Origin of the sequence: Cellulomonas sp. NTE-D12 (assembly GCF_027923705.1) — a bacterium.
Lineage (GTDB): Bacteria > Actinomycetota > Actinomycetes > Actinomycetales > Cellulomonadaceae > Cellulomonas.
In genome coordinates, this window is sequence record NZ_AP026442.1 from 3,133,370 (window position 1) to 3,156,976 (window position 23,607).

The 23,607-nt window shown below is 73.6% G+C and carries 27 protein-coding genes; 3 read left to right on the forward strand and 24 right to left on the reverse strand.

The genetic code is table 11. The annotated features are described in order from the left end of the window. Nucleotides 1-5: 5 nt before the first annotated feature. Nucleotides 6-923 (forward strand): ABC transporter ATP-binding protein, encoded by a 918-nt coding sequence (locus QMF98_RS14470; RefSeq protein ID WP_337973638.1) that lies wholly within the window; start codon nt 6-8, stop codon nt 921-923. Beyond that, nucleotides 920-2,137 (forward strand): ABC transporter permease, encoded by a 1,218-nt coding sequence (locus tag QMF98_RS14475; protein WP_337973639.1) that lies wholly within the window; start codon nt 920-922, stop codon nt 2,135-2,137. Before QMF98_RS14470 ends, QMF98_RS14475 begins: the two co-directional genes overlap by 4 nt. Before the next feature lie 44 nt (nt 2,138-2,181). Here the strand turns inward: QMF98_RS14475 and QMF98_RS14480 are convergent, their stop codons facing one another. From QMF98_RS14480 to QMF98_RS14530, 11 genes are all read right to left on the reverse strand, one after another. Further along, nucleotides 2,182-2,670 (reverse strand): hypothetical protein, encoded by a 489-nt coding sequence (locus QMF98_RS14480; protein ID WP_337973640.1) that lies wholly within the window; start codon nt 2,668-2,670, stop codon nt 2,182-2,184. Further along, entirely contained in the window at nt 2,667-3,029 is a 363-nt protein-coding gene (locus QMF98_RS14485) for a response regulator (protein ID WP_337973641.1), read from the reverse strand. The genes QMF98_RS14480 and QMF98_RS14485 overlap by 4 nt, the downstream gene beginning before the upstream one ends. Then, a complete protein-coding gene (locus QMF98_RS14490; RefSeq protein ID WP_337973642.1) occupies nt 3,026-3,505 on the reverse strand; it encodes a chemotaxis protein CheX in 480 nt (159 codons plus the stop codon). The genes QMF98_RS14485 and QMF98_RS14490 overlap by 4 nt, the downstream gene beginning before the upstream one ends. Continuing rightward, nucleotides 3,502-3,897: a response regulator gene (locus tag QMF98_RS14495; protein ID WP_337973643.1), complete on the reverse strand. Its 396-nt coding sequence runs from the start codon at nt 3,895-3,897 to the stop codon at nt 3,502-3,504. The genes QMF98_RS14490 and QMF98_RS14495 overlap by 4 nt, the downstream gene beginning before the upstream one ends. Beyond that, a complete protein-coding gene (locus tag QMF98_RS14500; protein WP_337973644.1) occupies nt 3,894-4,829 on the reverse strand; it encodes a CheR family methyltransferase in 936 nt (311 codons plus the stop codon). Before QMF98_RS14500 ends, QMF98_RS14495 begins: the two co-directional genes overlap by 4 nt. Beyond that, a complete protein-coding gene (cheB, locus tag QMF98_RS14505) occupies nt 4,826-6,073 on the reverse strand; it encodes a chemotaxis-specific protein-glutamate methyltransferase CheB (protein ID WP_337973645.1) in 1,248 nt (415 codons plus the stop codon). The genes QMF98_RS14500 and cheB overlap by 4 nt, the downstream gene beginning before the upstream one ends. A gap of 101 nt (nt 6,074-6,174) precedes the next feature. Further along, entirely contained in the window at nt 6,175-7,788 is a 1,614-nt protein-coding gene (locus QMF98_RS14510; protein ID WP_337973646.1) for a methyl-accepting chemotaxis protein, read from the reverse strand. A 128-nt stretch (nt 7,789-7,916) separates the two neighbouring features. Next, nucleotides 7,917-8,333: a chemotaxis protein CheW gene (locus tag QMF98_RS14515; protein ID WP_263732604.1), complete on the reverse strand. Its 417-nt coding sequence runs from the start codon at nt 8,331-8,333 to the stop codon at nt 7,917-7,919. Further along, complete coding sequence (locus QMF98_RS14520) at nt 8,330-10,756, reverse strand: chemotaxis protein CheA (RefSeq protein WP_337973647.1); 2,427 nt, start codon at nt 10,754-10,756, stop codon at nt 8,330-8,332. Before QMF98_RS14520 ends, QMF98_RS14515 begins: the two co-directional genes overlap by 4 nt. Before the next feature lie 52 nt (nt 10,757-10,808). Continuing rightward, the gene (csrA, locus tag QMF98_RS14525) at nt 10,809-11,135 is read right to left on the reverse strand and encodes a carbon storage regulator CsrA (protein ID WP_337973648.1); all 327 of its coding nucleotides are present in this window, start codon (nt 11,133-11,135) and stop codon (nt 10,809-10,811) included. Between the two features lie 101 nt (nt 11,136-11,236). Next, nucleotides 11,237-11,701 (reverse strand): hypothetical protein, encoded by a 465-nt coding sequence (locus tag QMF98_RS14530; protein WP_337973649.1) that lies wholly within the window; start codon nt 11,699-11,701, stop codon nt 11,237-11,239. A gap of 62 nt (nt 11,702-11,763) precedes the next feature. Between QMF98_RS14530 and QMF98_RS14535 the strand changes: the two genes are divergently transcribed. Continuing rightward, the gene (locus QMF98_RS14535; protein WP_337973650.1) at nt 11,764-11,994 is read left to right on the forward strand and encodes a hypothetical protein; all 231 of its coding nucleotides are present in this window, start codon (nt 11,764-11,766) and stop codon (nt 11,992-11,994) included. Between the two features lie 31 nt (nt 11,995-12,025). On the opposite strand, the gene QMF98_RS14540 is transcribed toward QMF98_RS14535, so the two are convergent. The 13 genes from QMF98_RS14540 to QMF98_RS14600 all read right to left on the reverse strand — a co-directional run bounded on the left by QMF98_RS14540 (nt 12,026) and on the right by QMF98_RS14600 (nt 23,596). Next, a complete protein-coding gene (locus QMF98_RS14540; protein ID WP_337973651.1) occupies nt 12,026-13,174 on the reverse strand; it encodes a hypothetical protein in 1,149 nt (382 codons plus the stop codon). Continuing rightward, entirely contained in the window at nt 13,152-15,209 is a 2,058-nt protein-coding gene (gene flhA / locus QMF98_RS14545; RefSeq protein ID WP_337973652.1) for a flagellar biosynthesis protein FlhA, read from the reverse strand. The genes QMF98_RS14540 and flhA overlap by 23 nt, the downstream gene beginning before the upstream one ends. Continuing rightward, nucleotides 15,206-16,489 (reverse strand): EscU/YscU/HrcU family type III secretion system export apparatus switch protein, encoded by a 1,284-nt coding sequence (locus QMF98_RS14550; RefSeq protein ID WP_337973653.1) that lies wholly within the window; start codon nt 16,487-16,489, stop codon nt 15,206-15,208. The genes flhA and QMF98_RS14550 overlap by 4 nt, the downstream gene beginning before the upstream one ends. Further along, the gene (locus tag QMF98_RS14555) at nt 16,486-17,262 is read right to left on the reverse strand and encodes a flagellar biosynthetic protein FliR (protein ID WP_337973654.1); all 777 of its coding nucleotides are present in this window, start codon (nt 17,260-17,262) and stop codon (nt 16,486-16,488) included. The genes QMF98_RS14550 and QMF98_RS14555 overlap by 4 nt, the downstream gene beginning before the upstream one ends. Before the next feature lie 13 nt (nt 17,263-17,275). Next, entirely contained in the window at nt 17,276-17,548 is a 273-nt protein-coding gene (locus QMF98_RS14560; RefSeq protein ID WP_337973655.1) for a flagellar biosynthetic protein FliQ, read from the reverse strand. Continuing rightward, nucleotides 17,545-18,516, reverse strand: coding sequence for a flagellar type III secretion system pore protein FliP (fliP, locus tag QMF98_RS14565; RefSeq protein WP_337975647.1), 972 nt, complete (start codon nt 18,514-18,516; stop codon nt 17,545-17,547). Before fliP ends, QMF98_RS14560 begins: the two co-directional genes overlap by 4 nt. Continuing rightward, nucleotides 18,516-19,064, reverse strand: a complete 549-nt coding sequence (locus QMF98_RS14570; protein WP_337973656.1) for a flagellar biosynthetic protein FliO — start codon at nt 19,062-19,064, stop codon at nt 18,516-18,518. Before QMF98_RS14570 ends, fliP begins: the two co-directional genes overlap by 1 nt. Then, the gene (gene fliN, locus QMF98_RS14575; protein WP_337973657.1) at nt 19,064-19,777 is read right to left on the reverse strand and encodes a flagellar motor switch protein FliN; all 714 of its coding nucleotides are present in this window, start codon (nt 19,775-19,777) and stop codon (nt 19,064-19,066) included. The genes QMF98_RS14570 and fliN overlap by 1 nt, the downstream gene beginning before the upstream one ends. Further along, nucleotides 19,774-20,760 carry a flagellar motor switch protein FliM gene (locus tag QMF98_RS14580; protein ID WP_337973658.1) on the reverse strand — a complete coding sequence of 329 codons (987 nt, stop codon included), beginning with the start codon at nt 20,758-20,760 and terminating at the stop codon, nt 19,774-19,776. Before QMF98_RS14580 ends, fliN begins: the two co-directional genes overlap by 4 nt. 224 nt (nt 20,761-20,984) lie before the next feature. After that, a complete protein-coding gene (locus QMF98_RS14585; protein ID WP_337973659.1) occupies nt 20,985-21,509 on the reverse strand; it encodes a flagellar basal body-associated FliL family protein in 525 nt (174 codons plus the stop codon). A gap of 70 nt (nt 21,510-21,579) precedes the next feature. Then, entirely contained in the window at nt 21,580-22,494 is a 915-nt protein-coding gene (locus QMF98_RS14590) for an OmpA/MotB family protein (RefSeq protein ID WP_337973660.1), read from the reverse strand. Beyond that, nucleotides 22,491-23,270, reverse strand: coding sequence for a motility protein A (locus QMF98_RS14595; RefSeq protein ID WP_263732622.1), 780 nt, complete (start codon nt 23,268-23,270; stop codon nt 22,491-22,493). Before QMF98_RS14595 ends, QMF98_RS14590 begins: the two co-directional genes overlap by 4 nt. Further along, nucleotides 23,270-23,596, reverse strand: coding sequence for a flagellar FlbD family protein (locus QMF98_RS14600; RefSeq protein ID WP_337973661.1), 327 nt, complete (start codon nt 23,594-23,596; stop codon nt 23,270-23,272). The genes QMF98_RS14595 and QMF98_RS14600 overlap by 1 nt, the downstream gene beginning before the upstream one ends. Between the last annotated feature and the right edge of the window lie 11 nt (nt 23,597-23,607).

Genomic DNA, 23,607 nt, shown 5'->3' on the forward strand with positions numbered 1-23,607 from the left:
CGCGCATGCCCGATCTCGAGCTCGACCGTCTCGACAAGTCCTACGGGGAGCTACGTGCCCTGCGTGAGCTGAGCCTGACGGCACATGCCGGGGAGATCCTCGGCTTCGTCGGCTCGAACGGCGCCGGCAAGACCACCGCGATGCGCATCGTCATGGGGGTGCTCGCCGCGGACGCCGGGCAGGTGCGCTGGGACGGGCGGCCGCTCGACCTGGCTGCGCGCCGGCGGATCGGGTACATGCCGGAGGAGCGCGGCCTGTACCCGCGGATGCGCGTCGGCGAGCAGCTGGAGTACCTGGCGCGCCTGCACGGGCTGGACCAGCCCGCGGCGCGGGCGGCGGCCGGCGAGTGGATGGAGATCCTCGGCGTCAGCGCACGGCGGGACGACGAGGTGCAGAAGCTGTCGCTCGGCAACCAGCAGCGCGTGCAGCTGGCCGCGGCGCTGCTGCACACGCCGGACGTGCTGGTGCTCGACGAGCCGTTCTCCGGCCTGGACCCGGTGGCGGTCGACGTGATGAGCGGCGTGCTGCGGGAGCGCTCCCGGGCCGGGGTGCCGGTGCTGTTCTCCTCGCACCAGCTGGACCTGGTGGAGCGGCTGTGCGACAGCGTCGGGATCGTCAAGGACGGGGCGATGGTGGCCGTCGGCAGCATCGAGCAGCTGCGCGCGTACGAACGCCCGCGGTGGCTGGTGGACGGGCCGCCCGGTGGCGGCGCGTGGGTGGACGGCGTGCCTGGCGTGCACGTGGTGCAGGCGGACGGCACCTGGACGGTCGTCGAGCTGGACTCGACCGCGGCCGGTGCGGAGCAGCCGCTGCTGCAGGCGGCGCTGGCGGCCGGTGCCGTGCGGGAGTTCGGGCCCGTGCGGCCCTCGCTGGTGGAGCTGTACCGCGACGTGGTGAGCGTCCCGACGGAGGTGGCGGCATGAGCGGCACGCTGACGACCCCGGACCGACTGGGCGCCGGAGCCACCATCCGCCTGGTGGCCGGGCGGGAGATCACCACCCGGCTGCGGTCCAAGTCGTTCCGCCTGATCACCGGGCTGCTGCTGCTGCTCGTCGTCGGCGGCGGCGTGGCCCTGCACCTGGCGACCGCGTCCCCGTCCACCAAGCAGGTGGCCCTGGTGCCGGGCACCGCGGCCCTCGGCCCGGTGCTCGAGGCGGCGGGCACCGCCAGCGGGCAGCACCTGAGCGCGGTGCCCGTGGCGGACGACGCGGCCGCACGGGGGAAGGTGCAGGACGGCTCCGCGGCGCTCGCGCTGACCGGGACGCCCGCGCAGTTCACCGTGGTGGTCAAGACGCGCCTGGACCCGTCGCTGACGGCGCTGCTGACGGAGGTGCGCCGGCAGGCCGCGCTGAGCGCGGCGATCACGCAGCTCGGCGGCGACCCGGCCGCGGTGGCGAAGCAGGTGGCGGGAGCCACGCTCGACGTGCAGGCCCTGCAGCCGACACCGGAACGGGACGCCGCGCAGATCATCGCCGGGTCCCTCGCCGGGATCCTGCTGTTCATCGCGCTGCAGACGGGCGCCCAGCTGGTGGCGCAGGGCGTGGTGGAGGAGAAGTCGAGCCGCGTCGTCGAGCTGCTGCTCGCCACGATCCGGCCGTGGCAGCTGATGGCCGGCAAGGTGGTCGGCATCGGCGTGATCGGGCTGATCCAGGTGGTCGTCCTGGTCGCCGGTGCGGCCGGCACGGCGACCGCGACCGGGCTGGTCGACCCCAGCAAGATCGGCCTCGGCGCCACCGCGGCGTGGGCGCTGGTGTGGTTCGTCGTCGGGTTCGCCGGGTACGCGGTGGTGCTCGCCGCGCTGGCCGCGCTGGTGTCCCGGCAGGAGGACGTCGGCTCGGTGACGGCGCCCGTGGTGATGCTGATGGTGGTGCCCTACATGCTGGGCATCACGCTCGGCGTGCAGGACCCGACGAGCCCGGTCATCGTCTGGCTGAGCTTCATCCCGTTCGCCTCGCCGATCGTCATGCCGATCCGGGTCGCCATGGGCACCGCACCGACCTGGGAGGTGCTGGTGTCGCTGGCGATCTCGACGGCCCTGATCCCCGTGCTGGTGTGGGGTGCCGGGCGCATCTACTCCAACGCGGTGGTCCGGATGGGCGCCCGCGTCCGGCTGCGGGACGCGCTGCACTCCGTCTGACCCGCAGGTCCCCGGCCCGGGCCGGCGCCCGCGCCGGGGACCCGTCAGGGGATCAGCAGGATGGAGACCGCACCCTCGCCGTAGCCGGCGATGTCCACCGTCAGGTCGAGGCGGGGCACGTAGGCCTTGACCCACCGCGCGAGGTCGTGCGGCAGGGGCTGACCCGGCTCGGCCACGCCGTCCAGGCGCAGGTGCGGTCCGTCCCCCGTGTTGAACAGCGACGCGGTCACGTTGAGCACCTCGGCGGCGTTCTCGGCCAGGGTGTCCGACAGCTCGAGGGCGGCGACGTCACCCTCCGAGATGCGGTTGGGCACCAGGCCGATCGCGGCACCGCAGCGGGCGGCGAACGCCAGGTCGAGCACCACGAGGGCCCGCAGGTGCAGCAGCCGGTCGACGTACGCGCCGACCATGGCGCCGCCGGGCTCGGCCGGGTCGATGATCCGGCCGCCGGTCAGCACCTGGACGTCGCGGCCCAGCAGGCCCTCGACCAGCTCGCGGAACTCCTGCGCAGACGGCAGCGTTGTGTCGCTCATGCCAGCACCGGGTCGATGACCTCGCGGAACGACTCCGGGGTGAACGGCTTGGCGATGAGGAACAGCGCGCCGGCCGCCTCGGCCTTCTCGCGCATGTCCGGCGAGCCCTCCGACGTGACGAACCCGAACGGCGTGCCGAACCCCTCCTGCCGCAGCCGCCGGAGCAGCTCGATCCCCGTCATCTCGGGCATGTTCCAGTCGGACAGCACCACGTCGGGCTCGTCCGCACGGATCTCCTCCAGCGCCTGCGCACCGTCCGCCGCCTCGCGGACCTCCCAGTCGTAACCGGCCTGGCGCAGCGTGCGGATGACGATCTGTCGCATCACGCGGCTGTCGTCGGCCACCAGCACCCTGATCATCGCTCCCCCTCTCGCACCGAGCCCGTCGGCTCGGCCACCTCCCACACAGTGACGACGAACGGGTGACCCCGCCACGCGAGCGGCACCCGCTGGACCGCGGCGGCCAGCTGCCCGTCAGGCAACCGGTCCGCCACCTTGGGCAGCCCCAACGTGCCGTGCTCCGGCAGCAGGGCCTTGACGTTGCCGCCGACGACGTTGGCGAGCTCGCCGAGCGCGTCCACCACGTCCTCGCGGGGCACTGTCTCGTCCGCCTCCATCGACAGCAGCGCGCGGGCCAGCTCGTGGGCCGCGGGCGTGCTCGTCTCGAGCGACGCGCGGCCGAGCCAGGGCCCGTGCACGTCCACCCAGGCGACCACCGCGTCCGAGCCGGTGCCGGCGTCCGGCCACGGCACCAGGGACTCCGGCTCGCCGTCGATCATCGCGGCGAACACCTCCTGGGCGATCGCCTGGACCTCGTCGTGCGCGATCGCGCTCATGCCATGCCTCCGGCGGCGACGGGCTCCGGCACCAGGCCGAGCAGCTCGAGCTTCTCCCGCAGCGCGTCCGCGGTGAAGGGCTTGATGACGTACTCGTGCGCGCCGGCGGCCAGCGCCCGGACGATCTGCGAGTGCTCCGACTCGGTGGTGACCATCACCAGCGTGACGGCCCGCCACAGCGGGTTGGCTCGCACGCGGGTGACGAACTGCAGGCCGTCCAGCACGGGCATGTTCCAGTCGACGCAGGCGAGGTCCACCTCGAGGCCACCCTCGAGGAGGTCGAGCGCGGCCTGGCCGTGCTCGGCCTCGTGCACCTCGTACCCGAACGCCGCCAGCGTGGCTCGGACGATGCGCCGCATGGTGCGCGAGTCGTCGATGACCAGGGCTCTCACGGTGCGACTCCTCTGAACGTCGGGATGGCGGCGCGAGTGCGGTCCGCCACGCTGAGCGGGTGCGGGATGGTGCCGGCGAGCCGCCGGGCGGTCTCGGTGGGGAGGGTGGCGGTGAGCGGACGGCCGATGGCGCGGTGCAGGCAGGCACGACCGGCCTCGACCCGCTCGAACCCGTCGTGCACGCCGAGGGTCGTCTCCGCGGCGCCGAGCACCAGGTACCCGCCGGGTCGCATGGCGCGCAGCACCCGGTCGAGCACGGCGCGCTTGACGGCCAGGTCGAAGTAGATGAGGACGTTGCGGAGGAAGACGACGTCGAACGGACCGCCGGCCGGTGCCGGGTCCAGCAGGTTGTGCCGGCGGAAGGTGATCACCTTGCGCAGCGGGTCGGACACCTGCCAGTGCGCACCGGCTCGCTGGAAGTGGCGCACCAGCATCGGTGCCGGCAGTCCGCGGTTGATCTCCAGCTGCGTGTACGTGCCGGCGCGGGCGCGTGCGAGCACCTGCTCCGACAGGTCGGTGGCGGTGATCGACAGGGCGGTGCCGACGTCCAGGATGCCGTCCAGCACCATGGCGATGGAGTACGGCTCCTGCCCGGTGGAGCACGCGGCGGACCACACCCGCAGGCTGTCCAGCCGGCCCAGGTGCGCGCGCAGGGCGGGGACGACGTGCTGGGACAGCGCCGTGAACGGCGTCTGGTCGCGGAACCACGACGTCTCGTTGGTGGTCAGCGCCTCGACCACGCCCATCAGCTCGGTCTCGCGGGGTTGGGCGCGCAGCGCACGGACGTAGGCGTCGACGTCCATCCCGCGCTCGCGCGCGAGGGGCGCGAGGCGGCTCTCGACCAGGTACTCCTTGCCCGGCTCGAGGCTGATGGCGCTGCGCTGCCGCACCAGGTCGGCGACGTAGGCGAACGTGTCGGCGGCGAGCGTCATCGGACCCCTCCCGTGAGGTGTGCGGCGGGCTGGGGGGCGCCGACGGCGGCGGCGACGGCGGCCTCGATGGCGCCGGGGACGTCGTCGAGCGGCAGGACGCGGTGCGCGAAGCCGGACGTGGTGACGGCGCCGGGCATGCCCCAGACGACGCTGGTCGCCTCGTCCTGGGCGAGCACGGTGCCGCCGGCGGCGACGATCTTGCCGGCGCCGTTGCGGCCGTCGGAGCCCATGCCGGTGAGCACCGCGCACACCAGGTCACCGCCGACGGCCTCCACGGCGGAGTCGAACATCACGTCGACCGACGGCTTGCAGAAGTTCACCGGTGGGCCCTGGTCGAGCACCGCACGCAGCGTGCCGCGGACGTTGCGCACCAGCAGGTGCTCGCCGCCGGGAGCGATGTAGACGTGGCCGGGCCGCAGCTCCTCGCCGTCCACCGCCTCGCTGACGCGGGCGGGACCGAGCCGGTCGAGCCGCGCCGCGAGCTGGTGGGTGAACACCGGCGGCATGTGCTGGACCACCACCACCGGCACCCGCGGCGGCGCGGTCAGCGCCGTGACCAGGGTGGACAGCGCCTGCGGACCGCCCGTCGACGAGCCGACCACCACCATCCGCACCGGGTGCGGGGCAGGTGGCGCCGGGCTCGCGGCGCGGGCCGGCACCGTCCCGGGCGCCGTCCGCGCGGGCCCGAAACCGGCGGCACGGGTAGCGAACCCACCGAGGGCCTGGCCGCCGGGCGCCGCGGTCGGGGCGTACCCGCCGGGCGTCCGCAGGCCGGGCCCACCGGGCCCGCCGGCAGCGGGGCGGGCACCGAGGTGACCGCGGCCGGCTGCTCCGGGACCGCCGGCCAGCACCAGGATCTTGGGGATCAGCTCCTCGGCGACCCGGGCGATGGACTCCTGGACCGAGCCCATGTTCGACGGCTTGGTCACGTAGTCGCTGGCGCCCGCGACCAGGGCGTCCAGCGTGGCCGCCGCCCCGCGCTCGGTCAGCGTGGAGAACATGATGATCGGCACGCGCGAGCCGGACGTGCGCAGCGCGCGGACCGCCTCGATGCCGTTCATGTCCGGCATCTCGACGTCCATGGTCACCACGTCGGGCTTCAGCTGCTCGACGCGGGCCAGGGCTCGACGGCCGTCCGACGCCGTGCCGACCACCTCGACCCGGGGGTCGGCGGCGAGGGCGTCGGTGACGAGCCGTCGCACGACGACGGAGTCGTCGACGACGAGGACGCGGATCGCGGTCATCGAGGCCTCCGGGTGCGTGGGGATCGGGACGGGTGGACATGGGATGCCGGGTCCGCACCGGCCCGGTGTGGGGGCGGCAGGCCGGTGCGGACGGATCGGGGTCAGACGGTGAACGCGGCGACTCGGGTGCGCAGGTCGGCGGAGAGGCGGGCCAGCTCGGCGACGGAGTCGCCCATCTGCCCCAGCACCTGGGAGGACGTGGACGCCGCGGAGGCGACCGCGGTGATGTTCTGCGCGATCTCCCCCGACCCCGTCGCAGCCTCGGTCACCCCCCGGGACATCTCGTTGGTCGTGGCGGTCTGCTCCTCCACCGCCGACGCGATCGTCATCTGGTGATCGTTGATCGCCGCCACGATCGACCCGATCTGCCCGATCGAGGTCACCGCCCCCGCCGTGTCCGCCTGGATCGTCTCCACCCGACGAGCGATGTCCTCCGTCGCCTTGGCCGTCTCCCGGGCCAGGTCCTTGACCTCCCCGGCCACCACCGCGAACCCCTTGCCCGCCTCACCAGCCCGGGCCGCCTCGATCGTCGCGTTCAACGCCAACAGGTTCGTCTGCTCCGCGATGCTCGTGATCAGCTTGACCACGTTGCCGATCTCCGCACTGGACTCCCCCAGGCGACCCACCGACTCGTTCGCCGCCGCCGCCACCCCCGTCGCCTGCGAAGCGACCTTCGCCGCCTCCGTCGCGCTCTGCGCGATCTCCCGGATCGAGGCCCCCATCTGCTCGGCACCGGCCGCGACCGCCTGCACGTTGCGGCTCACCTGCTCCGCCGCCGCCGCCACCACCCCCGCCTGCACCGACGTCTCCTCCGACCCCGACGCCACCTGACCCGACGCCGCCGACAGCTCCTCCGCCGCCGCCGCCACCGCAGCCGCCGTCTCGGCCACCACGCTCAACGTCCCCCGCAACGACCCCTGCGCCGACGTCAGGGCCGCCGCCATCCGGCCCACCTCGTCACGCGAGTCGAGACGGAGCTCCTTGGTCAGGTCACCGGCCGCCATCGCCTCGAGACCGGCCTTCACCGCGTTCACCTTCTTCAGCACGCCGCGCAGCACGGAGAAGCCGAGCGCGATCGAGGCGACCGACGCCACGACCAGCAGGATCCACATGAACCGGATGGAGGACGACGACTGGGCCACGCCCGTCTCGTGCAGCGCCTTGGCCTTCTTCGCGAGGGCGTCCGCCTCGGCCGCGATCGCGTCGTTGGTGGTCGACGCCTGCTTGGTCAGGGTGTTCTGGGTGTAGACGGCGGCACCGGCGATGTCACCGGCGCCGACCATGTCGAACATCTTCTGGGCGTCGTTCTCGTACGTCGTCATCTCGGTACGGATCGACTGGATGCTCTCCTGGCTCGACGCCATCGGCGCGTACTTGTCGAGGTACGACTGCATGTCCCGGAACCGGCCCCCGAGCTCGGTCACCTGGTTGGTCAGGTCCACGCTGCCGAGCGCCGGCACCAGGCCCACGCGTCCGCGGTCACCGCCGAACTCCCGCTCGATCATGATGATCTGCTGCATCGGCAGGCTCGTCTGGTCGTAGAGCTGCTCCGAGCCGGCGTTCAGGGAGTCCATCCGCTGCACCGACAGGCCGGTCAGCCCCGCCGCGACGAGCACCAGCAGCGCGAGGCACAGCCCGATCTTCACGGCGATCGAGGAGTCGGAGAACAGCCGCTTGGTCAGGGACCGGCGGGCCGCCCGTGCGGTGGTGCTCATGTGAGGTGCTCCTTCATGGAGACGTGGACATCCGTGTCACTCGTCCCACCCATCGGCCGGACCGGGACGCTCGTGAGCCGCCGGGCGGGGTGGATCGGACGGCCGTCCAGGACGCCGTCCCCGCGTCGTCAGGCGGCGACCGCCTCGTCGACGTCGAGCACCAGCAGCAGGTCGTGGTCCAGCTTGTGCGCGCCGAGCACCACCGACCGCATGACGCGGGGCAGCGTGTCCGGCGGCTCCTCGAACGTCTCCGACCCGACGGTGACCACCTCGCCGACGTGGTCCACGAGCAGCGACACCGTCTCGCCGCCCACCCGGACCACGACCATCATCGGGTCGTCGCCCTCGGCGCGGTCGGGCAGCGCGAGCCGGGCCCGCAGGTCGACCGCGAGCACCACCTGACCACGCAGGTTCACCAGGCCGGCCACGGTGCGGGGGGCGAGCGGCACGCGGGTGCGCTGCTGCTGGTGCAGCACCTCCTGCACCTGCGTCACGTCCACCCCGTACAGCGCACCGCCCAGACGGAACGTCACCAGCTGGGTCATCGGGCCACCCCCACCAGGTCGCGGTCGTGCGGCGCGTCGTCGAACGTCGTCGCGTCGAAGAAGGCCGGGTCGGCGGCGAGGATCGCCGAGCGGACGTCGAGCAGCTCGGTCACCTTGCCGCCGAGCACCGCCGAGCCGACCAGCCCCATGTCGTCCAGGTCGCTGTGCAGCGAGTCGTCGTCGGCCAGGATGTCGACGATCGACTCGACCACCAGGCCGACCCCGCGGCCGTCCTGGCTGTGCACCACGACCTGCAGCGTCTCCTCGTCGAATCCGCCCATCGCGCCGAGCAGCCGGTCGAGGCGGACCAGCGGCAGGATCGCGCCGCGGTACTGCACCACCTCGCGGCCGCCCACCAGCTCGACCAGCGAGGCCGGGATCTGCTCCAGGCGGGTGACCGAGGCCAGCGGCATCGCGACGCGTCGTCCGCCGCCGATGCCGGCGACCAGCACCTGGCGGGCGGTGGAGGCGCCGGCCGCGGCGGCGGTGGACCGGGTACGGCCGAGGCCGCTCTCCGGCTCCCCGACCAGCGCCCGCCGCGCCAGCCCCTGCACGTCGAGGATCAGCGCGACCCGGCCGTCACCCAGCACCGTGGCGCCGGAGTACGTGCCGATCGACTTCAGCCGCGGCGACAGGGCCTTGACCACGATCTCCTCGGTGTCCAGCACGCGGTCGACCACCAGGCCGAACCGCACGTCGTCGGACGCGACCACCGCGATCACCGCGGAGCTGCCCGGCGCCACGCTGAGCACCGGCGCGGACCCGTCGGCCTGCGTCGTGCCGTCCAGGACGTGCGCCAGCGACACCAGCGGCAGCAGGTCGCCGCGCAGCCGGTACACCGGGGCCGAGTGCACGTACTCGATCGAGGTGGCGTTGCGGTCGTCCACCGCGACCAGCTCCAGCAGGTTCACCTGCGGGACGGCGAACCGCTCCTCGCCGCACTCGACCGTCAGCGCCGGCATGATCGCCAGGGTCAGCGGGATGCGCAGCCGCCACGTCGTGCCGATGCCGGGCTTGGACTCGACGTCCACCGACCCGCCCACCGACTCGATCTTGGTGCGGACCACGTCCATGCCGACACCGCGGCCGGACACGTTGGTGACCTGCTCCGCCGTGGAGAAGCCCGGCAGGAACAGCAGCTGCATCAGGTCCGCCGGCGTCGCCGCGGCGAGCTGCTCGGCGGTGCGCAGACCCTTGCGGAGGGCGCTGGCGGCCACCTTCTGCGCGTCGATGCCGCGGCCGTCGTCGGACACCTCGACGACCACCAGGCCACCGGCGTGGTAGGCGCGCAGCGTCAGCAGGCCCTGGGCCGGCTTGCCGGCCGCGACCCGGTCGGCGACCGGCTCGATCCCGTGGTCGATCGCGTTGCGGACCAGGTGCGTCAGCGGGTCCTTGACCGCCTCGAGCAGACCGCGGTCCAGCTCCGTGTCGCCGCCGGACATCTCCAGGCCGACCTCCCGGCCGCACGACGCGGCCAGGTCGCGCACGACGCGCGGCATCTTGGACCAGATGTGCTCGATGGGCTGCATGCGCGTCTTCATGACGCCCTCCTGCAGCTCACCGGCGATCACGTCGAGGCGCTGGGCGGCGCGGGACAGGTCGAGGTCGGCGCCGACCGAGGCCAGGCGGGTGATCTGGTTGCGGGCCAGCACCAGCTCGCCGACCTCGCGCATCAGGCCGTCGAGCAGCTCGACGTCGACGCGGATCGAGGAGTCGGAGATGGTGCGGACGCCCTCGTCCGGCGTCTCCGCGGTCGCGGCCGACGGCGGGATGCGGGGGGTCGGGACGGCGGGAGCCGGAGCGGCGGCCGCGGCGGCGGGGGTCGCCGGCGCGGGCGCGGCTGGCGCGGGGGCGGGGGCAGGGGTCACGACGGCAGCAGGCGCCGGCGCGGGCACCGTCTCGGCGATGCGCTCGACGATCACGGCGGTGGTGACCGGCGCGGGCTCGCCGACGGGCTCCGCCGCGGCGACCGGCTCGGCGCCCGTCGTCGTGACCGCCACCGGCTCGGGGTCGAGGGTCGCAGCAGCCGCTGCCGGGTCGGTGGCCAGCACCGCCTCGACGCGGGCCACGACGTCGTCGATCGCCACGGAGCCCTCGTCGCCACCGGTCTCGATGGTGCGCAGGATCTCGCGGACGCGGTCCACCACGGCCAGAAGCACGTCGGTGGTCGGCTGGTCCATCGACCGCTTGCCGTCACGGAGCTCCACCAGCAGGTTCTCGCCGGCGTGCGTGACGTGCTCGAGGTTGCCGAACGCCAGGAAGCCGCTGGTGCCCTTGATCGTGTGGATGGTGCGGAACACGCTGCTCAGCAGCGGCCGCGCACCGGGCTCCTTCTCGAGGGCCACCAGGTCCTGGTCGAGCTGATCCAGGTTCTCGTAGCTCTCCACGAGGAACTCGCGGACGATGTCGTCGGCGTCCTCCACGCTCCTGCCTCCTCATGGAGGGCCGGCGTCCATCGCCGGCCGTACAGGAGGCTCATCGGTCGAGCGGGGCGTCTCCTGAGGAGTCCACGGCCGGTGCCGGGGCCGCCGGCGCAGCGGGGACGGCCGGGTCGGCGGGCGTCGCGGCCGACGGCGGCGCGGCGATGATGCGGCGCAGTGCCGCCTCTGTGCCGTCGTCCGCGGCGACCGCCTGCTCGTTCTCCGACTGGATCGCCTCGAGCACCTCCGCGCGGTGCACCCGCACGGACCGCGGGGCGTCGATCCCGAGCCGCACACCGTCGGACCGCACCTCGATCACGGTGACGACGATGTCGCCCCCGATGACGAGGCGCTCGCCCACCCGACGGCTCAGCACCAGCATGCGGTGACCTTATCTTGCGGCGCGGTGAGGCCCCGGCTGCCGCGCGACCGCGCTCCAGGCGTCGCGGACGATCGGGACATGTACAAAACCGGCGCAGACCGCTAGGACGCAGTGCGGGCCTCGACCCGCACGACGGACTCACCGGACGCCCTGCCACCGCCCGACTCGACGGACGTGCTCAGGTCGTACAGACCGGGGGCGGCATCAGTCGGGATGGCGATGGTGCTGACCGGTGCTCCGCCCGCCCGGTTCGTCGTCTGCACGGGCGCCGCGGTCAGCCGCGGAGACGGAACACCCACGCCGACGGAGCTCTTCAGCGTCGTGACGTCCGGGTACGAGCCGGTCAACGACGCCGACAACGTGACCGGCGCCTGCGGGTACGCCTGCGTGGGCGGAAGGGTCTCGACGATCCAGTGCACCACCAGCACGTCGCCGGGGCGCAGCACCTGGTCGACGTCCGTCTTCTGGCAGCACGTGTACCGGTAGGTGGCCGGGGCACCCTCCGACGGTGGCTGGGGCGTGGGTGCGCAACCGGCGATCGCCAGCGGACCGAGAACGGCCGACATCGCCAACGCTGCTGACGGAGACAGGTGCTGAGCGACGAGGCGCCTTCCGTGCGACCTGGATCGTGGGCCTCGCCGTCGTGGCGTTCCAGGTCGTGGTGGCCGAGGCGTGGAGGAAGGGCACCGGAGGCGTTCACCTCGCACCCTTCTGGGGCACGTACGTCGGCATGGCGTTCGGTCTGTGGGGCATCGCCGCCGTCGCGGCATCCCGCTCCCGACGTGGCGCCGACTCACTGGCCGCACTGGCCGTCAGCTCGGCCTCTCTGACGCTCGCCCTGGCGCTGCTGGCGTTCTAGCGGCGCGGGCCGCGGGGCCCGCGACGGGCGCTCAGGCGCGGGCGGCGTCCACGTCCTGGCCCAGCAGCGCCGCCCAGACCACCGGGGACGACGGCACCCCGTCCGCCAGGGCGATCGGCAGGCCCAGACCCAGCACCGTCCCCGGTGCGCGCGTGTCGAACAGCCCCCGAACCGCCAAGGCGTCGACGGGCCGTTGGCGGCCGACCTGCGCCAGCCAGTGGCCGGTGTCCTCCGGCTTGGTGCGGCCGTCCACGACCGCCCACACCTGGTCCGGCCGGGCGGCGGCGACCAGTGCGGCGGCCTGCTCACGGTCGAGGCGCTCGTCGCGCACCGGCACGGTGACGATCCACGGGTGGTCCTCCCGCGGCGCGGTGGCCCGCCAGCGGGAGGTGGCCGTGGCGCTCGACATGGCCCCGGGACCGCACTTCACGACGGCCTGCGGGGGCAGCGCCCAGCGGTGCGCGATCAGGTCGGCGGTCTCCTCGACGTCCAGCGGTGGGCCGACGAGGACGAGGACCTGACCCGACTGGCGCGGCGGGACGGGCGACGGCGGGAGCTGGGCCAGCACCCCGCCGAGGGTCAGCGGCGTGGCGGTCAGCAGGGCGGCAGGGACGCCGGCGGCGGTCAGCGCTGCGCGCAGGGCGTCGTCGGACGGTGGTGCGAAGCCCGCAGCCGGCGCCGAGTCGGGCGCAGCGAGGGCGCCCGTCGCGGTCGGGGCGGGCACCTCCACCTCGGCGGGAGGCGGTACCTCGGCGAGCGCACGCACCTGGTCGAGCACGGCCGCGAAGCGGGCACTGGCTGTGGACACGGGTGCTGGCTCCACGGGCGCCGCGGCCTCGGCTGCCGGACGAGTCGCCACCGCGCCACCGGTCTGCCCCGGCCCAGCTGCGCCCACGGGCGCTGCGCTGAACGGCGCGCCGGTGCGTTCCGCCTGGTCGGCCGCCTCGAGCAGGTCGTCGAGCGAGGCCGCCGTCGGACGCGTGAACCGGCGCCGGGGCGTCCGCGCGGGCTCCGGCACGTCGATCGTCAACTCGTACCGCTCGCGCGCGAAGAACCCGCCGAACCCGCCGCTGCGCACCTTCTCGGCGCGCACGATGCGGGCACCGGGACCGAGCTCCTCGCGGACCCGGACGATCAGGCCGGCCAGGTCGGCGCCCTCAAGCAGCAAGCGCTCGCCCACGGCTCACCATCCCCACGGTCTCGACGTTGACGCCGGCGCCGGTCACCTCGGAGTAGCTGAGCACCGCGAGGCGAGGCAGGCCGAGCGACACCAGGCGGCGCAGCGCCGGGCGGATGGTCGGTGCGCACACCAGCACCGCGGTGGTGCCCTCCGCCTCGGCCTCCGCCAGTGCGCCGCGCAGCCGGCCGAGCATCGTGTCGAGGATCTCGGGATCGACCACCAGCTGGCTGCCGTGGTCGCCCGGACGGATCGACTCCACCAGCTGGTGCTCCAGCACCGGCTCGAGGGTGATCACCCGCAGCACGCCGTCGCGCGAGTGCGGCGCGACCAGCGCGGGACCGAGCGCCGCACGGGCGGCCTCGACCAGACCCTCCGGGTCGGTGGACACGCGGGCACGCAGCGTGAGCGCCTCGTAGATGCGCGACAGGTCGCGGATGGAGACGCCCTCCGCGAGCAGGCCCTGCAGCACCCGCTGCACCTCGCCCAGCGAGAGGAGGGACGGAACGAGCTCCTCGACCACCGAGGGGTTCACCTGCTTGACGCCCTCGGTGAGCACGCGCACGTCCTCGCGGGACAGCAGCCGGTCGGCGTGCTGGGTGACCAGCTCGCCCAGGTGCGTGACGAGGACGGACACGCGGTCGACGACGGTGGCACCGGTCATCTCGGCGGCGTGCCGGAGCTCGGCCGGCACCCACTTGCCCGGCAGCCCGAACACTGGCTCGGCCACGGCGGATCCCGGCAGGCCGGCGAGGTCGTCGCCGAGCGCCAGCACGCGTCCGCCCGGCGCCTGCCCGCGGCCCACCTCGACACCGGCGATGCGCACGACGTAGGTGGCCTGCGGCAGGTCGACGCTGTCGCGGGTGCGCACCGGCGGGACGACGACGCCGAGGTCCATCGCCGTCTTGCGGCGCAGCGACCGCACCCGGCCCAGCAGGTCCCGCTCGGGCCCGCTGCCGACCAGGTCGACCAGGTCCGGCGCCAGGAGGATCTCGAGCGTCGGCACCCGCATCTGCTCGATCAGCTGCTCCGGGGTGTCCGCCGTCTCCGGTGCAGGGCCCGCCGGCTTGGCTGTCGCCTGCGCCGCTGCCTCGCGCCGCTCGGTGCTGCGGGCGCGCTGCGAGACGAGCAGCAGGACCCCGCCGACCAGCAGGAACGGCACCTTCGGCATGCCGGGCAGCAGCGCCAGGGCCACCGCGCCGCCACCGGCGATCATCAGGGCGGTCTTGGACTGGGTCAGCTGCTTGGCGGCGGAGGAGCCCAGGTCCGCGTCGGCGCTGGCGCGCGTGACGACGATGCCGGTGGACACCGACAGCAGCAGCGCGGGGATCTGGGTGACCAGGCCGTCGCCGATGGTCAGCAGGCTGTAGCGGTTCAGGGCGTCGCCCATGGTCATCTTCATCTGGACCATGCCGATGACGAACCCGCCGACCAGATTGATCACCGTGATGATGATTCCTGCGACTGCATCACCCTTGACGAACTTCGAGCCACCGTCCATCGCGCCGTAGAAGTCGGCCTCGGCGGCGACGTCGGCACGGCGGCGGCGCGCGGTGTCCTCGTCGATCAGGCCCGAGTTGAGGTCGGCGTCGATCGCCATCTGCTTGCCGGGCATCGCGTCGAGCGTGAACCGGGCGCCCACCTCGGCCACGCGGCCGGCGCCGTTGGTGATCACCACGAACTGGATCACCACGAGGATCAGGAAGATCACCAGGCCGATCACCAGCGACCCGCCCACCACGAAGTGGCCGAACGCGTCGATCACGTGACCGGCGTACCCGTCCCGCAGCACCAGCCGGGTCGACGCCACGTTGAGGCCCAGCCGGAACAGCGTGAACACCAGGATCAGCGACGGGAACACCGAGAAGTCCAGCGGCCGGCGCACGTACATGCTGGTCAGCAGGATCACCAGCGCCGCGGTGATGTTGGCCGCGATCAGCACGTCCAGCAGCGCCGCCGGCAGCGGCACCACCAGCAGCAGCACGATGCCGACCACGCCGATCGGCACGGCCATCGCGGACAGGTCCTTGTTTCTCATCGGCCGTCCTCCGGTCGAGCGGGTGAGTCTGCGGTGGTCGAGCGGGTGGTCGAGGTGGCGACGGCCGGGCCGTCGCTCGTGGGTGCCGGTGCCGCGGGGGCATCCGCAGCGGGGGCGGGGCGGCCCGCGCGGGACCGGCTCGCAGCACGCGCGGCGGCACGGGCGACCGCGCGGTGGTCGGTGTGGTCGTCGGGCGCCAGCGTCGAGCCGCCGGGCACGTGGTGCTTGCCGGCGGACGCCCCGCGCCGGCGCAGGGCCATCACGAAGGCGAGCACCCGGGCGACGGCGGTGAACAGGTGCTCCGGGATCTCCGCCCCGATCTCGCACGCGGCGTGCAGCGCGCGGGCCAGGGGGATGTCCTCGACCAGCGGCACGTGCTCCTCGGTCGCCTTCTCGCGGATCTTCGCGGCGACCGCCCCCGCGCCCTTGGCCACCACGCGCGGCGCGCCCTTGCCGGGCTCGTAGCGCAGCGCGACGGCGACGTGCGTCGGGTTGACCAGCACCACGTCGGCCTCGCGGACGGCCTGCATCATGCGCTGGCGGCTCATCTGGTGCTGACGGGCGCGGATGGCGGCCTTGACCTGCGGGTCGCCCTCGTTGCGCTTGTTCTCCTCCTTGAGCTCGCGCATCGTCATCCGCGTCTGCTTGCGGTTGCGGCGGATGACCGTGACCACGTCCACCAGGCCGAGCAGCAGGCCGGCGGCGATGCCGGCGCGCAGCAGCGAGGAGACGCCGGAACCGGCCTCGTGCAGCAGCTGGGACAGCGGCAGCCGGCCGGAGGCGATCAGCACCGGCAGCAGCCCCTGGATCGCCATCCAGAGCGCCAGCCCGACGGCCACCGACTTGCCGAGCGTCATCGCCAGCTGACCCCAGGCGTGCGGGCCGACCATCCGCTTCACGCCGTTGACCGGGTTGAACTGCTCCACCTGCGGCTTCGGGGAACGGACGTGGATGCCGCCCTGCGCCGCGGCGACGACGAGCGTGACGGCGACCACCACGACGAGCAGCGGCGCGAGCGTCGACACGGCCGACCGCAGCCCCGTCTCGAGCGCCGTCACCGCCAGCGCGGGCTCCGGGTGCGCGGCGAGCCGCTGCAGCGAGCCGAGCTGCTCCATACCGGCCTGCCGGCCGCGGGACAGCACGCCCGGAAGCATCACCACGGCGGCGCCGACCCCCACCCAGGCCGACAGGTCCTGCGACCGGGAGAGGCGACCCTTGCGGCGCACGTCCTTCAGGTGCCGGTCGGTGGCCTTCTGGTTGCGCTCCTGACCGTCGCTCACGGCTGCACCCCCTGCATCAGGTGGGTGGCCGTCCCGGACAGGCCGGCCAGCACGCCCGGCAGCGTCAGCACCACGTACCCGCCCAGGCTGACGGTCAGCAGGATCTTCAGCGGGAAGCCCATCGCGAACGCGTTCAGCGCCGGTGCCACGCGGGTGAGCAGCCCCAGGCCGACGTCGGCGAGGAACAGCACGACGACCAGCGGCCCGGCGATCTGCAGCGCCGACACCGTCATGCCGGTCAGCCCGCTGATCGCCGCCTTGGCCAGCGCCGCCGGCGCCAGCCCCATGCCGATCGGCAGGGAGTCGAAGCTGCGCACCAGGCCGAGCAGCATCACGTGGTGCGCGTCCGAGGCGACGAGCAGCGCCACGACCAGCATCTGGTAGAGCCGCGCGAACGTCGCGCCGCTGACCATGTTCATCGGGTCGAAGGCGGTGGCCAGCTGGAAGCCGCCGAACAGGTCGATCAGCCCCCCGGCGGACTGCACGGCGGCGAACACGAGCCAGACCAGAAACCCGAGGGCCAGCCCCACCAGCGCCTGCAGCGCCACGTCGCCGACCAGCGGGGCGACCGACGTCGTCGCCACCCGCGGCAGCCGGGCCTGCACCACCAGCGCCAGGCCCAGGCCCAGCGCCACCTTCACCGGACCGGGCACGCCCTTGTTGGCGAACGGGGGCGCGACGACGAGGAACGCGGTGATCCGCACGGCCGCGAGCGCCGTGGTCTCGATGACGTCGAGCGGGACGTCCACCGCCAGGTCCGGGGAGAAGGCCATCTGCGTGCCCGGCTCAGTGCCCGACGAGCGCGGGCATCCGCGTGTACAGGTCGGTGGTGAACGTGACGACCGTCGAGATCATCCAGTGGCCGGTGACCACCAGGGCGATCGCGGCGCCCAGCGCCTTGGGCACGAAGCTGAGCGTGACCTCCTGCACCTGGGTCATCGACTGCACCAGGGACACGACCAGCCCGATCACCAGGGCGGTCACCAGCACGGGCGCGCAGAGCTTGGCGGCGACCATCAGGGCCTGCACCGCGATGTCGAGGACCGCCTCGGTGGTCATCCGCCGGCCCCCGTGTACGAGCCGAGCAGGGCCTTGATCACCAGGCCCCAACCGTCCACCAGCACGAACAGCAGCAGCTTGAACGGCAGGGACACCATGACGGGCGGCAGCATCATCATGCCCATCGCCATCAACGAGCTGGAGACGACCAGGTCGATCACCAGGAACGGCACGAAGATGACGAAGCCCATGATGAACGCGGCCCGCAGCTCGGAGAGCATGAAGGCCGGCGCCAGGGTGGTGAACGGCACGTCGGCCGCCGACTGCGGGTTGGGGCGCTGCGCGGCGCGCGTCACCAGCGCCAGGTCCTGCTCGCGGGTGTGCGCCACCATGAACGTCGCCAGGGGCTTCTCCCCCGCGCCGATCGCCTCGGAGAAGCTCGTCTGACCGTGCAGGTAGGGCTGCACCGCCTGGGTGTTGATGTCCCCGATGGTCGGCGCCATCACGAACAGGGACAGGAAGAGCGCGAGGCCGGCGATCGCCTGGTTGGGCGGCACACCCTGCAGGCCGAGCGCGTTCCGGGTCATCGCCAGGACGACGAAGATCTTGGTGAAGCTGGTGGTCATGATCAGCAGCGACGGTGCGACCGACAGGACCGTGATGCCGAGCAGCACCGTGATCGAGCTGCTCGGGGTGCCGTCGACGCCGTTCACGCTGACGTGCACCGAGCCGGGGGCGGCCGGGGTTGCGGCGGGTGTCGGCGCGCTCGGGCTGGCCGGCGTGGTGGGGCCGGCGGCGGGGACGACAGCGGCTGGCACGACGACGGCGGGGACGACGACGGCGGCCGTCGTGATGCGCGCCGGGGTACTTGCGACCGCGCCCGACGAGGCCAGCAGCACCAGGCCGCCGGCCAGGCACAGCGCCGCCAGCAGCCGCAGCGCACGCACCACGCGCGCCGGGGCGGCGACCTGCGCCAGCTCCGGCTCGACCACGGTGCGCGCGCCGGCGCCGCGGCGCGGGGCGAACATCACCGGCGGACCGTCCGGTCCTGCAGCGCACGGACCGCTGCACGCCACGTCTGCGGGGACAGCACGGAACCGGCCAGCGCCCCGGCCAGCGCGGACTGGTGGGACGCGTCGTCGAGCGCGGGACGCGGGTGCGGCACGGCACCGAGAGCCGGTCCGGCACCCGGCAGGCCGGCGGCGCCGCCGACGAGGGCCCCCGGGACGCCGGCGCCGGTAGGCGTGCTCGTCGGGACCGCCGCCTGCTTGGTCGCCTTGGCGCCCGTGCGCTCGCCGGGGAGCCCGACCGGCGCACTGGCCACGGGGCCGAGCTCCGTCAGCAGCTGCACGGACGTGTCGCTGAAGCCGACCAGCAGCCGCCGGTCGCCGGCGGCGATCACCGCGACGCCGGAGTGCCGGCCCAGACCCTGCCGGCCCACCACGTGCACGTCCGCCTCGCGCGTGCGCTCCGCGGCGCGGCCGGCGGACATCCGCCGGCCGACGTACACGATGAGCGCGATCACGACGCCGAGGGAGACGGCGACCCGCAGCAGCACCAGGAGGGTCTCGCCCATCAGCGGTCGGCCTCCACGCCGGACACGATCTCGGTGATCCGGACGCCGTACTCCTCGTCCACCACCACCACCTCGCCGCGGGCGATCAGGCGGCCGTTGATCATCACGTCCGCCGGCGCACCGGCCGCGCGGTCCAGCTCGAGCACCGTGCCGGGGGCCAGCTCCAGCACCTGGCGCAGCGGCAGGCGAGCCCGGCCCAGCTCCGCCGTCAGGGTCATGTCGACGTCGTAGAGCACGCGCATGCTGGCCCGCGGGGTCGGCACGGCCGAGGCGCCGCCGGCCACCGGCACGCGCCCGCCGCGCACGCGCACGGCGAACCAGCCGAGCGTGGTGCCCGCGGCCTGCAGGGCGAACAGCTGGGAGTCGTCGGACAGCACGCTGCCCGCGGAGTCGGTACGGGCGGACTCCAGCACGCCGGTGCCGAGCCGGGCGGCCGCGGCCTCGAGCGCGGGGCGCAGCGCATCGGTCAGCGCCACCGGGGTGCCCTCGCTGACACCGGCCGCGGTCAGCTCGGCGACCACCGCCTCCGCGACCACCACCAGCTCGGCACTGGGCGAGCCGACGAACGAGGCGACCACCGCGACGGCGTCCGGGTCCGGCCGGTCACCGGGGGCGGCCGGCACCGCGACCAGCGGCACGGTGGAGGGGACCATCGCCGCCGCCGCACCCGCGACCGCCTGCACCTCCAGGTCGCTCACAGTGGTGGCGTTCATGCGTTCTCCTCCTCGACGTCGACCACCCGGCAGGCGAGCCGGGAGCCCTGGCTGCCCACGGCAGCGCGGGCGAGCACCACACCGTCGACGACCACGTCGAGCGGACGGGTGGCGGGATGCTGCAACGGCAGGACGTCGCCGACGGCGAGCCCCACCACCTCCGGGGGGCGGACCGTGACGGGCGCGAACCGCACCACCAGGTCCACCGGGACCGCCGTGACGGCCACCTCGAGCTGCGCGCGCGCGTGGGCCGCCTCGCGCCGGTCGTCCTCCGACCGGGTCTCGTCCGTCTCGGCCAGCCGCATCGCGGCCAGCAGGTTCTCCGCCGGGACCATCAGCGTCGCGGTGTCCGCACGCTCGCCGGTGTGCAGCGTGAACCGGGCGACCAGCACGGCGTCGCTCGCCGGCACCGCCTGCACGAACTGGGGGCTGTACTGGACCGCTCGCATCGACAGGCTCAGCGGCGCGACCGTCGTGAAGGCGTACCGCAGGTCGTCCAGCGCGGGCTGGAGCAGCTCGCGGACCACGGTCAGCTCGATGTCGGTCAGCTCGCGGCCCTCGCGGTCGTCACCGAGCCCGGTGCCGCCGAACAGGTAGTCCACCCAGACCATCACGGTCTCCACCGGCGTCTGCAGCAGCGCCGTCTGGCGGGTCTGCTCGACGGTGCACAGCATCAGCGCCGTGCGGGCGGGCAGCGTGCCGACGTACTCGTCGTACGGCATCAGCTCGACGCGGTCGCAGGTGGCGGAGCACAGGGCGCGCAGGCGGGAGGTCAGCTGGGTGCCCCACATGCGGGCGAACCGCTCGAACGCCATCTCCAGCCGGCGGCCGTGGTCGCGGGCGAGGGTCATCGGGCGGCGGAAGTCGTACAGCTCGGGCTCGGCGTTGCGCGCGCGGCCGGTCGCCGTCCGGGAGGTGGGCCCCGGTGCGGACCGGGGCGCGGGCACGCCGAGGGTCGCCTCCGGCGCCTGGGGGGCTGTCACGAGCAGCCCATCGGCGGGCAGCACGGCTTCCTGAGCGAAACGTGTGCGAGAGCCGCTCACGTGCGTCTGGTGGTGCTTCCCCGCCACCGGCCGTCGTGGCCGGCGCCTCGTGGTGCTGTGCCCGAACGAGGTCTACGGGGCGGTGCGGCGCCCTCCATGGCGCCCCGGGTGCGCCGGGCTGGAGCCCGGCGGGACGGTGCGGCGGTCCGTGCCGCCGCCGACCGTCACTGGGTGACGAAGTTCGTCAGGTAGAGGTCCATCACCTCCCCCTTGTAGGCCTTCTCCAGGGAGGTCAGCAGCTCCGCCTTCATCTTGTCTCGCGTGGCGGCGTCGGAGACCTCGGCCACCGTGTGGCCGGAGAACTCCGCGATCGCCAGGTCGAGAGCGCGGGACGGGTTGGGAGCCGTCTTGGTCTCCTTGGTCAGCTGCAGGCCCATGCCCAGGCGCAGGTAGTGCCCGTCGGCCAGGTTGATGCTGATCGCATCGACCGTGAGCACCTCACCGGCGACCGGCGTGGGGGTCGCGTGGGCCTTCGGGGTGCCGCCGGTGGGCCGCAGGAAGAACCAGTAGCCGGCGCCGGCCCCGAGCAGCAGCACGACGACCAGCACGACGACCAGGAGCTTCTTGGACTTCTTCGGCTTCTTCTCCGCCGGCGGCTCGGCCGGCGTGCGGGAGCCGATGGTCGAGGACGGCGACGACGGCCGGGGGGCGCCGATCTTCTGCGAGATGATCCGCTGCTCGGTGGGCACTGGCTCCTCCTTCGGGTGTCTGGCTGGGGTGGCTGGTTCGGGTGGCTCGGTGGGGCGGGGCGCGGCGAGGTCAGCCGCCGGCCGCGACTATCGGCAGCAGCTTGCGGACCGCGTCTGGTGCGCTCGACAGCACCACCAGGTCCACCCGCCGGTTGGCCGCGAGCGCCTGGTCGTCGGCACCCGGCACCTCCGGGCGGGCGTCGCCGAAGCCGACCGCCATGATCCGGTCCGCCGGCATGCCGTCGGACTCGACCAGCCGGCGCAGCACCTGCGTGGCCCGGTCGGAGGACAGCTCCCAGTTGGTGGCGTACTTGCCCGAGCCGGACACCGGCAGCGTGTTGGCGTGCCCCTCGATGGACACCTGCTCGGTGATGCCGCGCAGCGTGGGCGAGAGGGTGTCGATCACCCGCTGGGAGGTGGGCGTCAGCTGGGCCGACTCGGGACCGAAGAACACGTCCTGGGCGACCAGGCCGATGATCAGACCGCGCTCGGTGATCTTGTAGTCCACCGCGTCGCTGAGGCCGACAGCCCCGAGCTCCGACTTGATCGCGTCGCGGATCTGCTCCAGGTGCGCCGCCTCGGCCCGCGCCGCGAGCAGCAGCTTGGGGTCCGTCGTCGGCGAATTGGCGGCCGGCTTGGCCCCCGCCGCTTGCGGGGCGCTCGCCTGCTGGCCCAGACCCTTGTCGGCGGTGACCAGGCCGGCCGTGCCCACCTCGTTGGCGTTGGTCGCGGCGCTGACGCCGTCCAGCACGCCCGGGTTCGACTCGAGCACCGAGCTGTGCACCGTGCCCTGCCCGAAGCCGGTCGCCAGCGAGTCGCGCAGTGCCGTGAACTTCTGCTGGTCCACCTGGCTGATCGCGAACAGCACGATGAACAGGCCCATCAGCACGGTCATCATGTCCGAGTAGCTGACCGCCCAGCGCTCGGCGTTGGTGTGGTCGTCGTCGTCGACCTTCTTGCGCCGACGCCGCGGCGGGGTGCTCATGCCGCCTTCTTCTCGCCGGCGGCGCCACGTGCGTCGTCGGGCAGCAGGCTGCGCAGCCGCTCGCCGACCAGCCGGGGGTTGGCACCGGCCTGCACGGCCAGCAGCCCCTCGAGCGCGAGCTCCATCTGGGCGCACTCGAGGTCGGACATCCGGCGGATACGGCTGCCCAGCGGCATCCACACGACGTTGGCGGACAGCAGGCCCCACAGGGTGGCGACGAACGCCGAGGCGATCGACTCGCCGAGCTTGCTCGGGTCGGACAGGTTCTGCAGCACGTGCACCAGGGAGATGACGGTGCCGATGATGCCGATGGTCGGCGCGTAGCCGGCCATGTCGTGGAAGTACTTGGCGTGCATGCGGTCGAGCCGGCGCTTGGACGCGATCCGGTCCTCGAGCATCATCCGCAGGTCCTCGGGGTCCGTGCCGTCGATCGCCGACTGCAGGCCCGAGCGCAGGAACGGGTCGGTGATGGTGCGCGCCGCGTCCTCCAGCGCGAGCAGGCCCTCCCGGCGCGCCTTGTCCGCCAGGCTGACCAGCGTCTCGATGGTGCCCGACGGGTCCGGCGCCTTGCTGCGCAGCGCGGTGGGGACCGCGGCGAAGGAGCCCATCGCGTCCTTCAGCGTGTGGCCCATCAGGCCGACCGCCAGCGTGGTGACCCACACCAGCAGCAGCGGCCCGGGCAGCACGATGGCCATCGGCGGCGTGCCCTCGATGAGCATCACCACGAAGACGGTGCCGAGGGCGACGCCCAGACCGATCAGACCTGCGGGATCCATCAGCGCACCGTCCGCAGGTGGGCACGGCCCTCGTCGTGGGGACCCCGGGGGTCGGGCTCGTCGTCCGGACCGCCCTCCGGCTCGTCGTCCGACGGCACCGGCGCGAGGTGCACCGACTGCCGCTCGGTCTCGATCTGCCGGGCCCGGGCCAGCACCAGCGCCCGGTGCTCGGTGATGCGGGAGATCACCTCGGCCATCGACTCCTCGACGATGTACTTGCTGCCGTCGATGAGCGTCAGGATCGTGTCCGGCGCGCTCTCGACGCGCTGGACCAGATCGGGGTTCACCCCGAAGAGTCCGCCGTTGAGGCGCGTCACGATGATCACGGTGGTCCCGT

Bases quoted from the DNA above. Each gene is read 5' to 3' on its own strand.
- QMF98_RS14470 (WP_337973638.1), top strand. From the start codon at position 6: ATGCCCGATCTCGAGCTCGACCGTCTCGACAAGTCCTACGGGGAGCTA.
- QMF98_RS14475 (WP_337973639.1), top strand. From the start codon at position 920: ATGAGCGGCACGCTGACGACCCCGGACCGACTGGGCGCCGGAGCCACC.
- QMF98_RS14480 (WP_337973640.1), bottom strand. From the start codon at position 2,670: ATGAGCGACACAACGCTGCCGTCTGCGCAGGAGTTCCGCGAGCTGGTC.
- QMF98_RS14485 (WP_337973641.1), bottom strand. From the start codon at position 3,029: ATGATCAGGGTGCTGGTGGCCGACGACAGCCGCGTGATGCGACAGATC.
- QMF98_RS14490 (WP_337973642.1), bottom strand. From the start codon at position 3,505: ATGAGCGCGATCGCGCACGACGAGGTCCAGGCGATCGCCCAGGAGGTG.
- QMF98_RS14500 (WP_337973644.1), bottom strand. From the start codon at position 4,829: ATGACGCTCGCCGCCGACACGTTCGCCTACGTCGCCGACCTGGTGCGG.
- cheB (WP_337973645.1), bottom strand. From the start codon at position 6,073: ATGACCGCGATCCGCGTCCTCGTCGTCGACGACTCCGTCGTCGTGCGA.
- QMF98_RS14510 (WP_337973646.1), bottom strand. From the start codon at position 7,788: ATGAGCACCACCGCACGGGCGGCCCGCCGGTCCCTGACCAAGCGGCTG.
- QMF98_RS14515 (WP_263732604.1), bottom strand. From the start codon at position 8,333: ATGACCCAGCTGGTGACGTTCCGTCTGGGCGGTGCGCTGTACGGGGTG.
- csrA (WP_337973648.1), bottom strand. From the start codon at position 11,135: ATGCTGGTGCTGAGCCGTCGGGTGGGCGAGCGCCTCGTCATCGGGGGC.
- QMF98_RS14530 (WP_337973649.1), bottom strand. From the start codon at position 11,701: ATGTCGGCCGTTCTCGGTCCGCTGGCGATCGCCGGTTGCGCACCCACG.
- flhA (WP_337973652.1), bottom strand. From the start codon at position 15,209: ATGAGAAACAAGGACCTGTCCGCGATGGCCGTGCCGATCGGCGTGGTC.
- QMF98_RS14555 (WP_337973654.1), bottom strand. From the start codon at position 17,262: ATGGCCTTCTCCCCGGACCTGGCGGTGGACGTCCCGCTCGACGTCATC.
- QMF98_RS14560 (WP_337973655.1), bottom strand. From the start codon at position 17,548: ATGACCACCGAGGCGGTCCTCGACATCGCGGTGCAGGCCCTGATGGTC.
- fliP (WP_337975647.1), bottom strand. From the start codon at position 18,516: ATGTTCGCCCCGCGCCGCGGCGCCGGCGCGCGCACCGTGGTCGAGCCG.
- QMF98_RS14570 (WP_337973656.1), bottom strand. From the start codon at position 19,064: ATGGGCGAGACCCTCCTGGTGCTGCTGCGGGTCGCCGTCTCCCTCGGC.
- fliN (WP_337973657.1), bottom strand. From the start codon at position 19,777: ATGAACGCCACCACTGTGAGCGACCTGGAGGTGCAGGCGGTCGCGGGT.
- QMF98_RS14590 (WP_337973660.1), bottom strand. From the start codon at position 22,494: ATGAGCACCCCGCCGCGGCGTCGGCGCAAGAAGGTCGACGACGACGAC.
- QMF98_RS14595 (WP_263732622.1), bottom strand. From the start codon at position 23,270: ATGGATCCCGCAGGTCTGATCGGTCTGGGCGTCGCCCTCGGCACCGTC.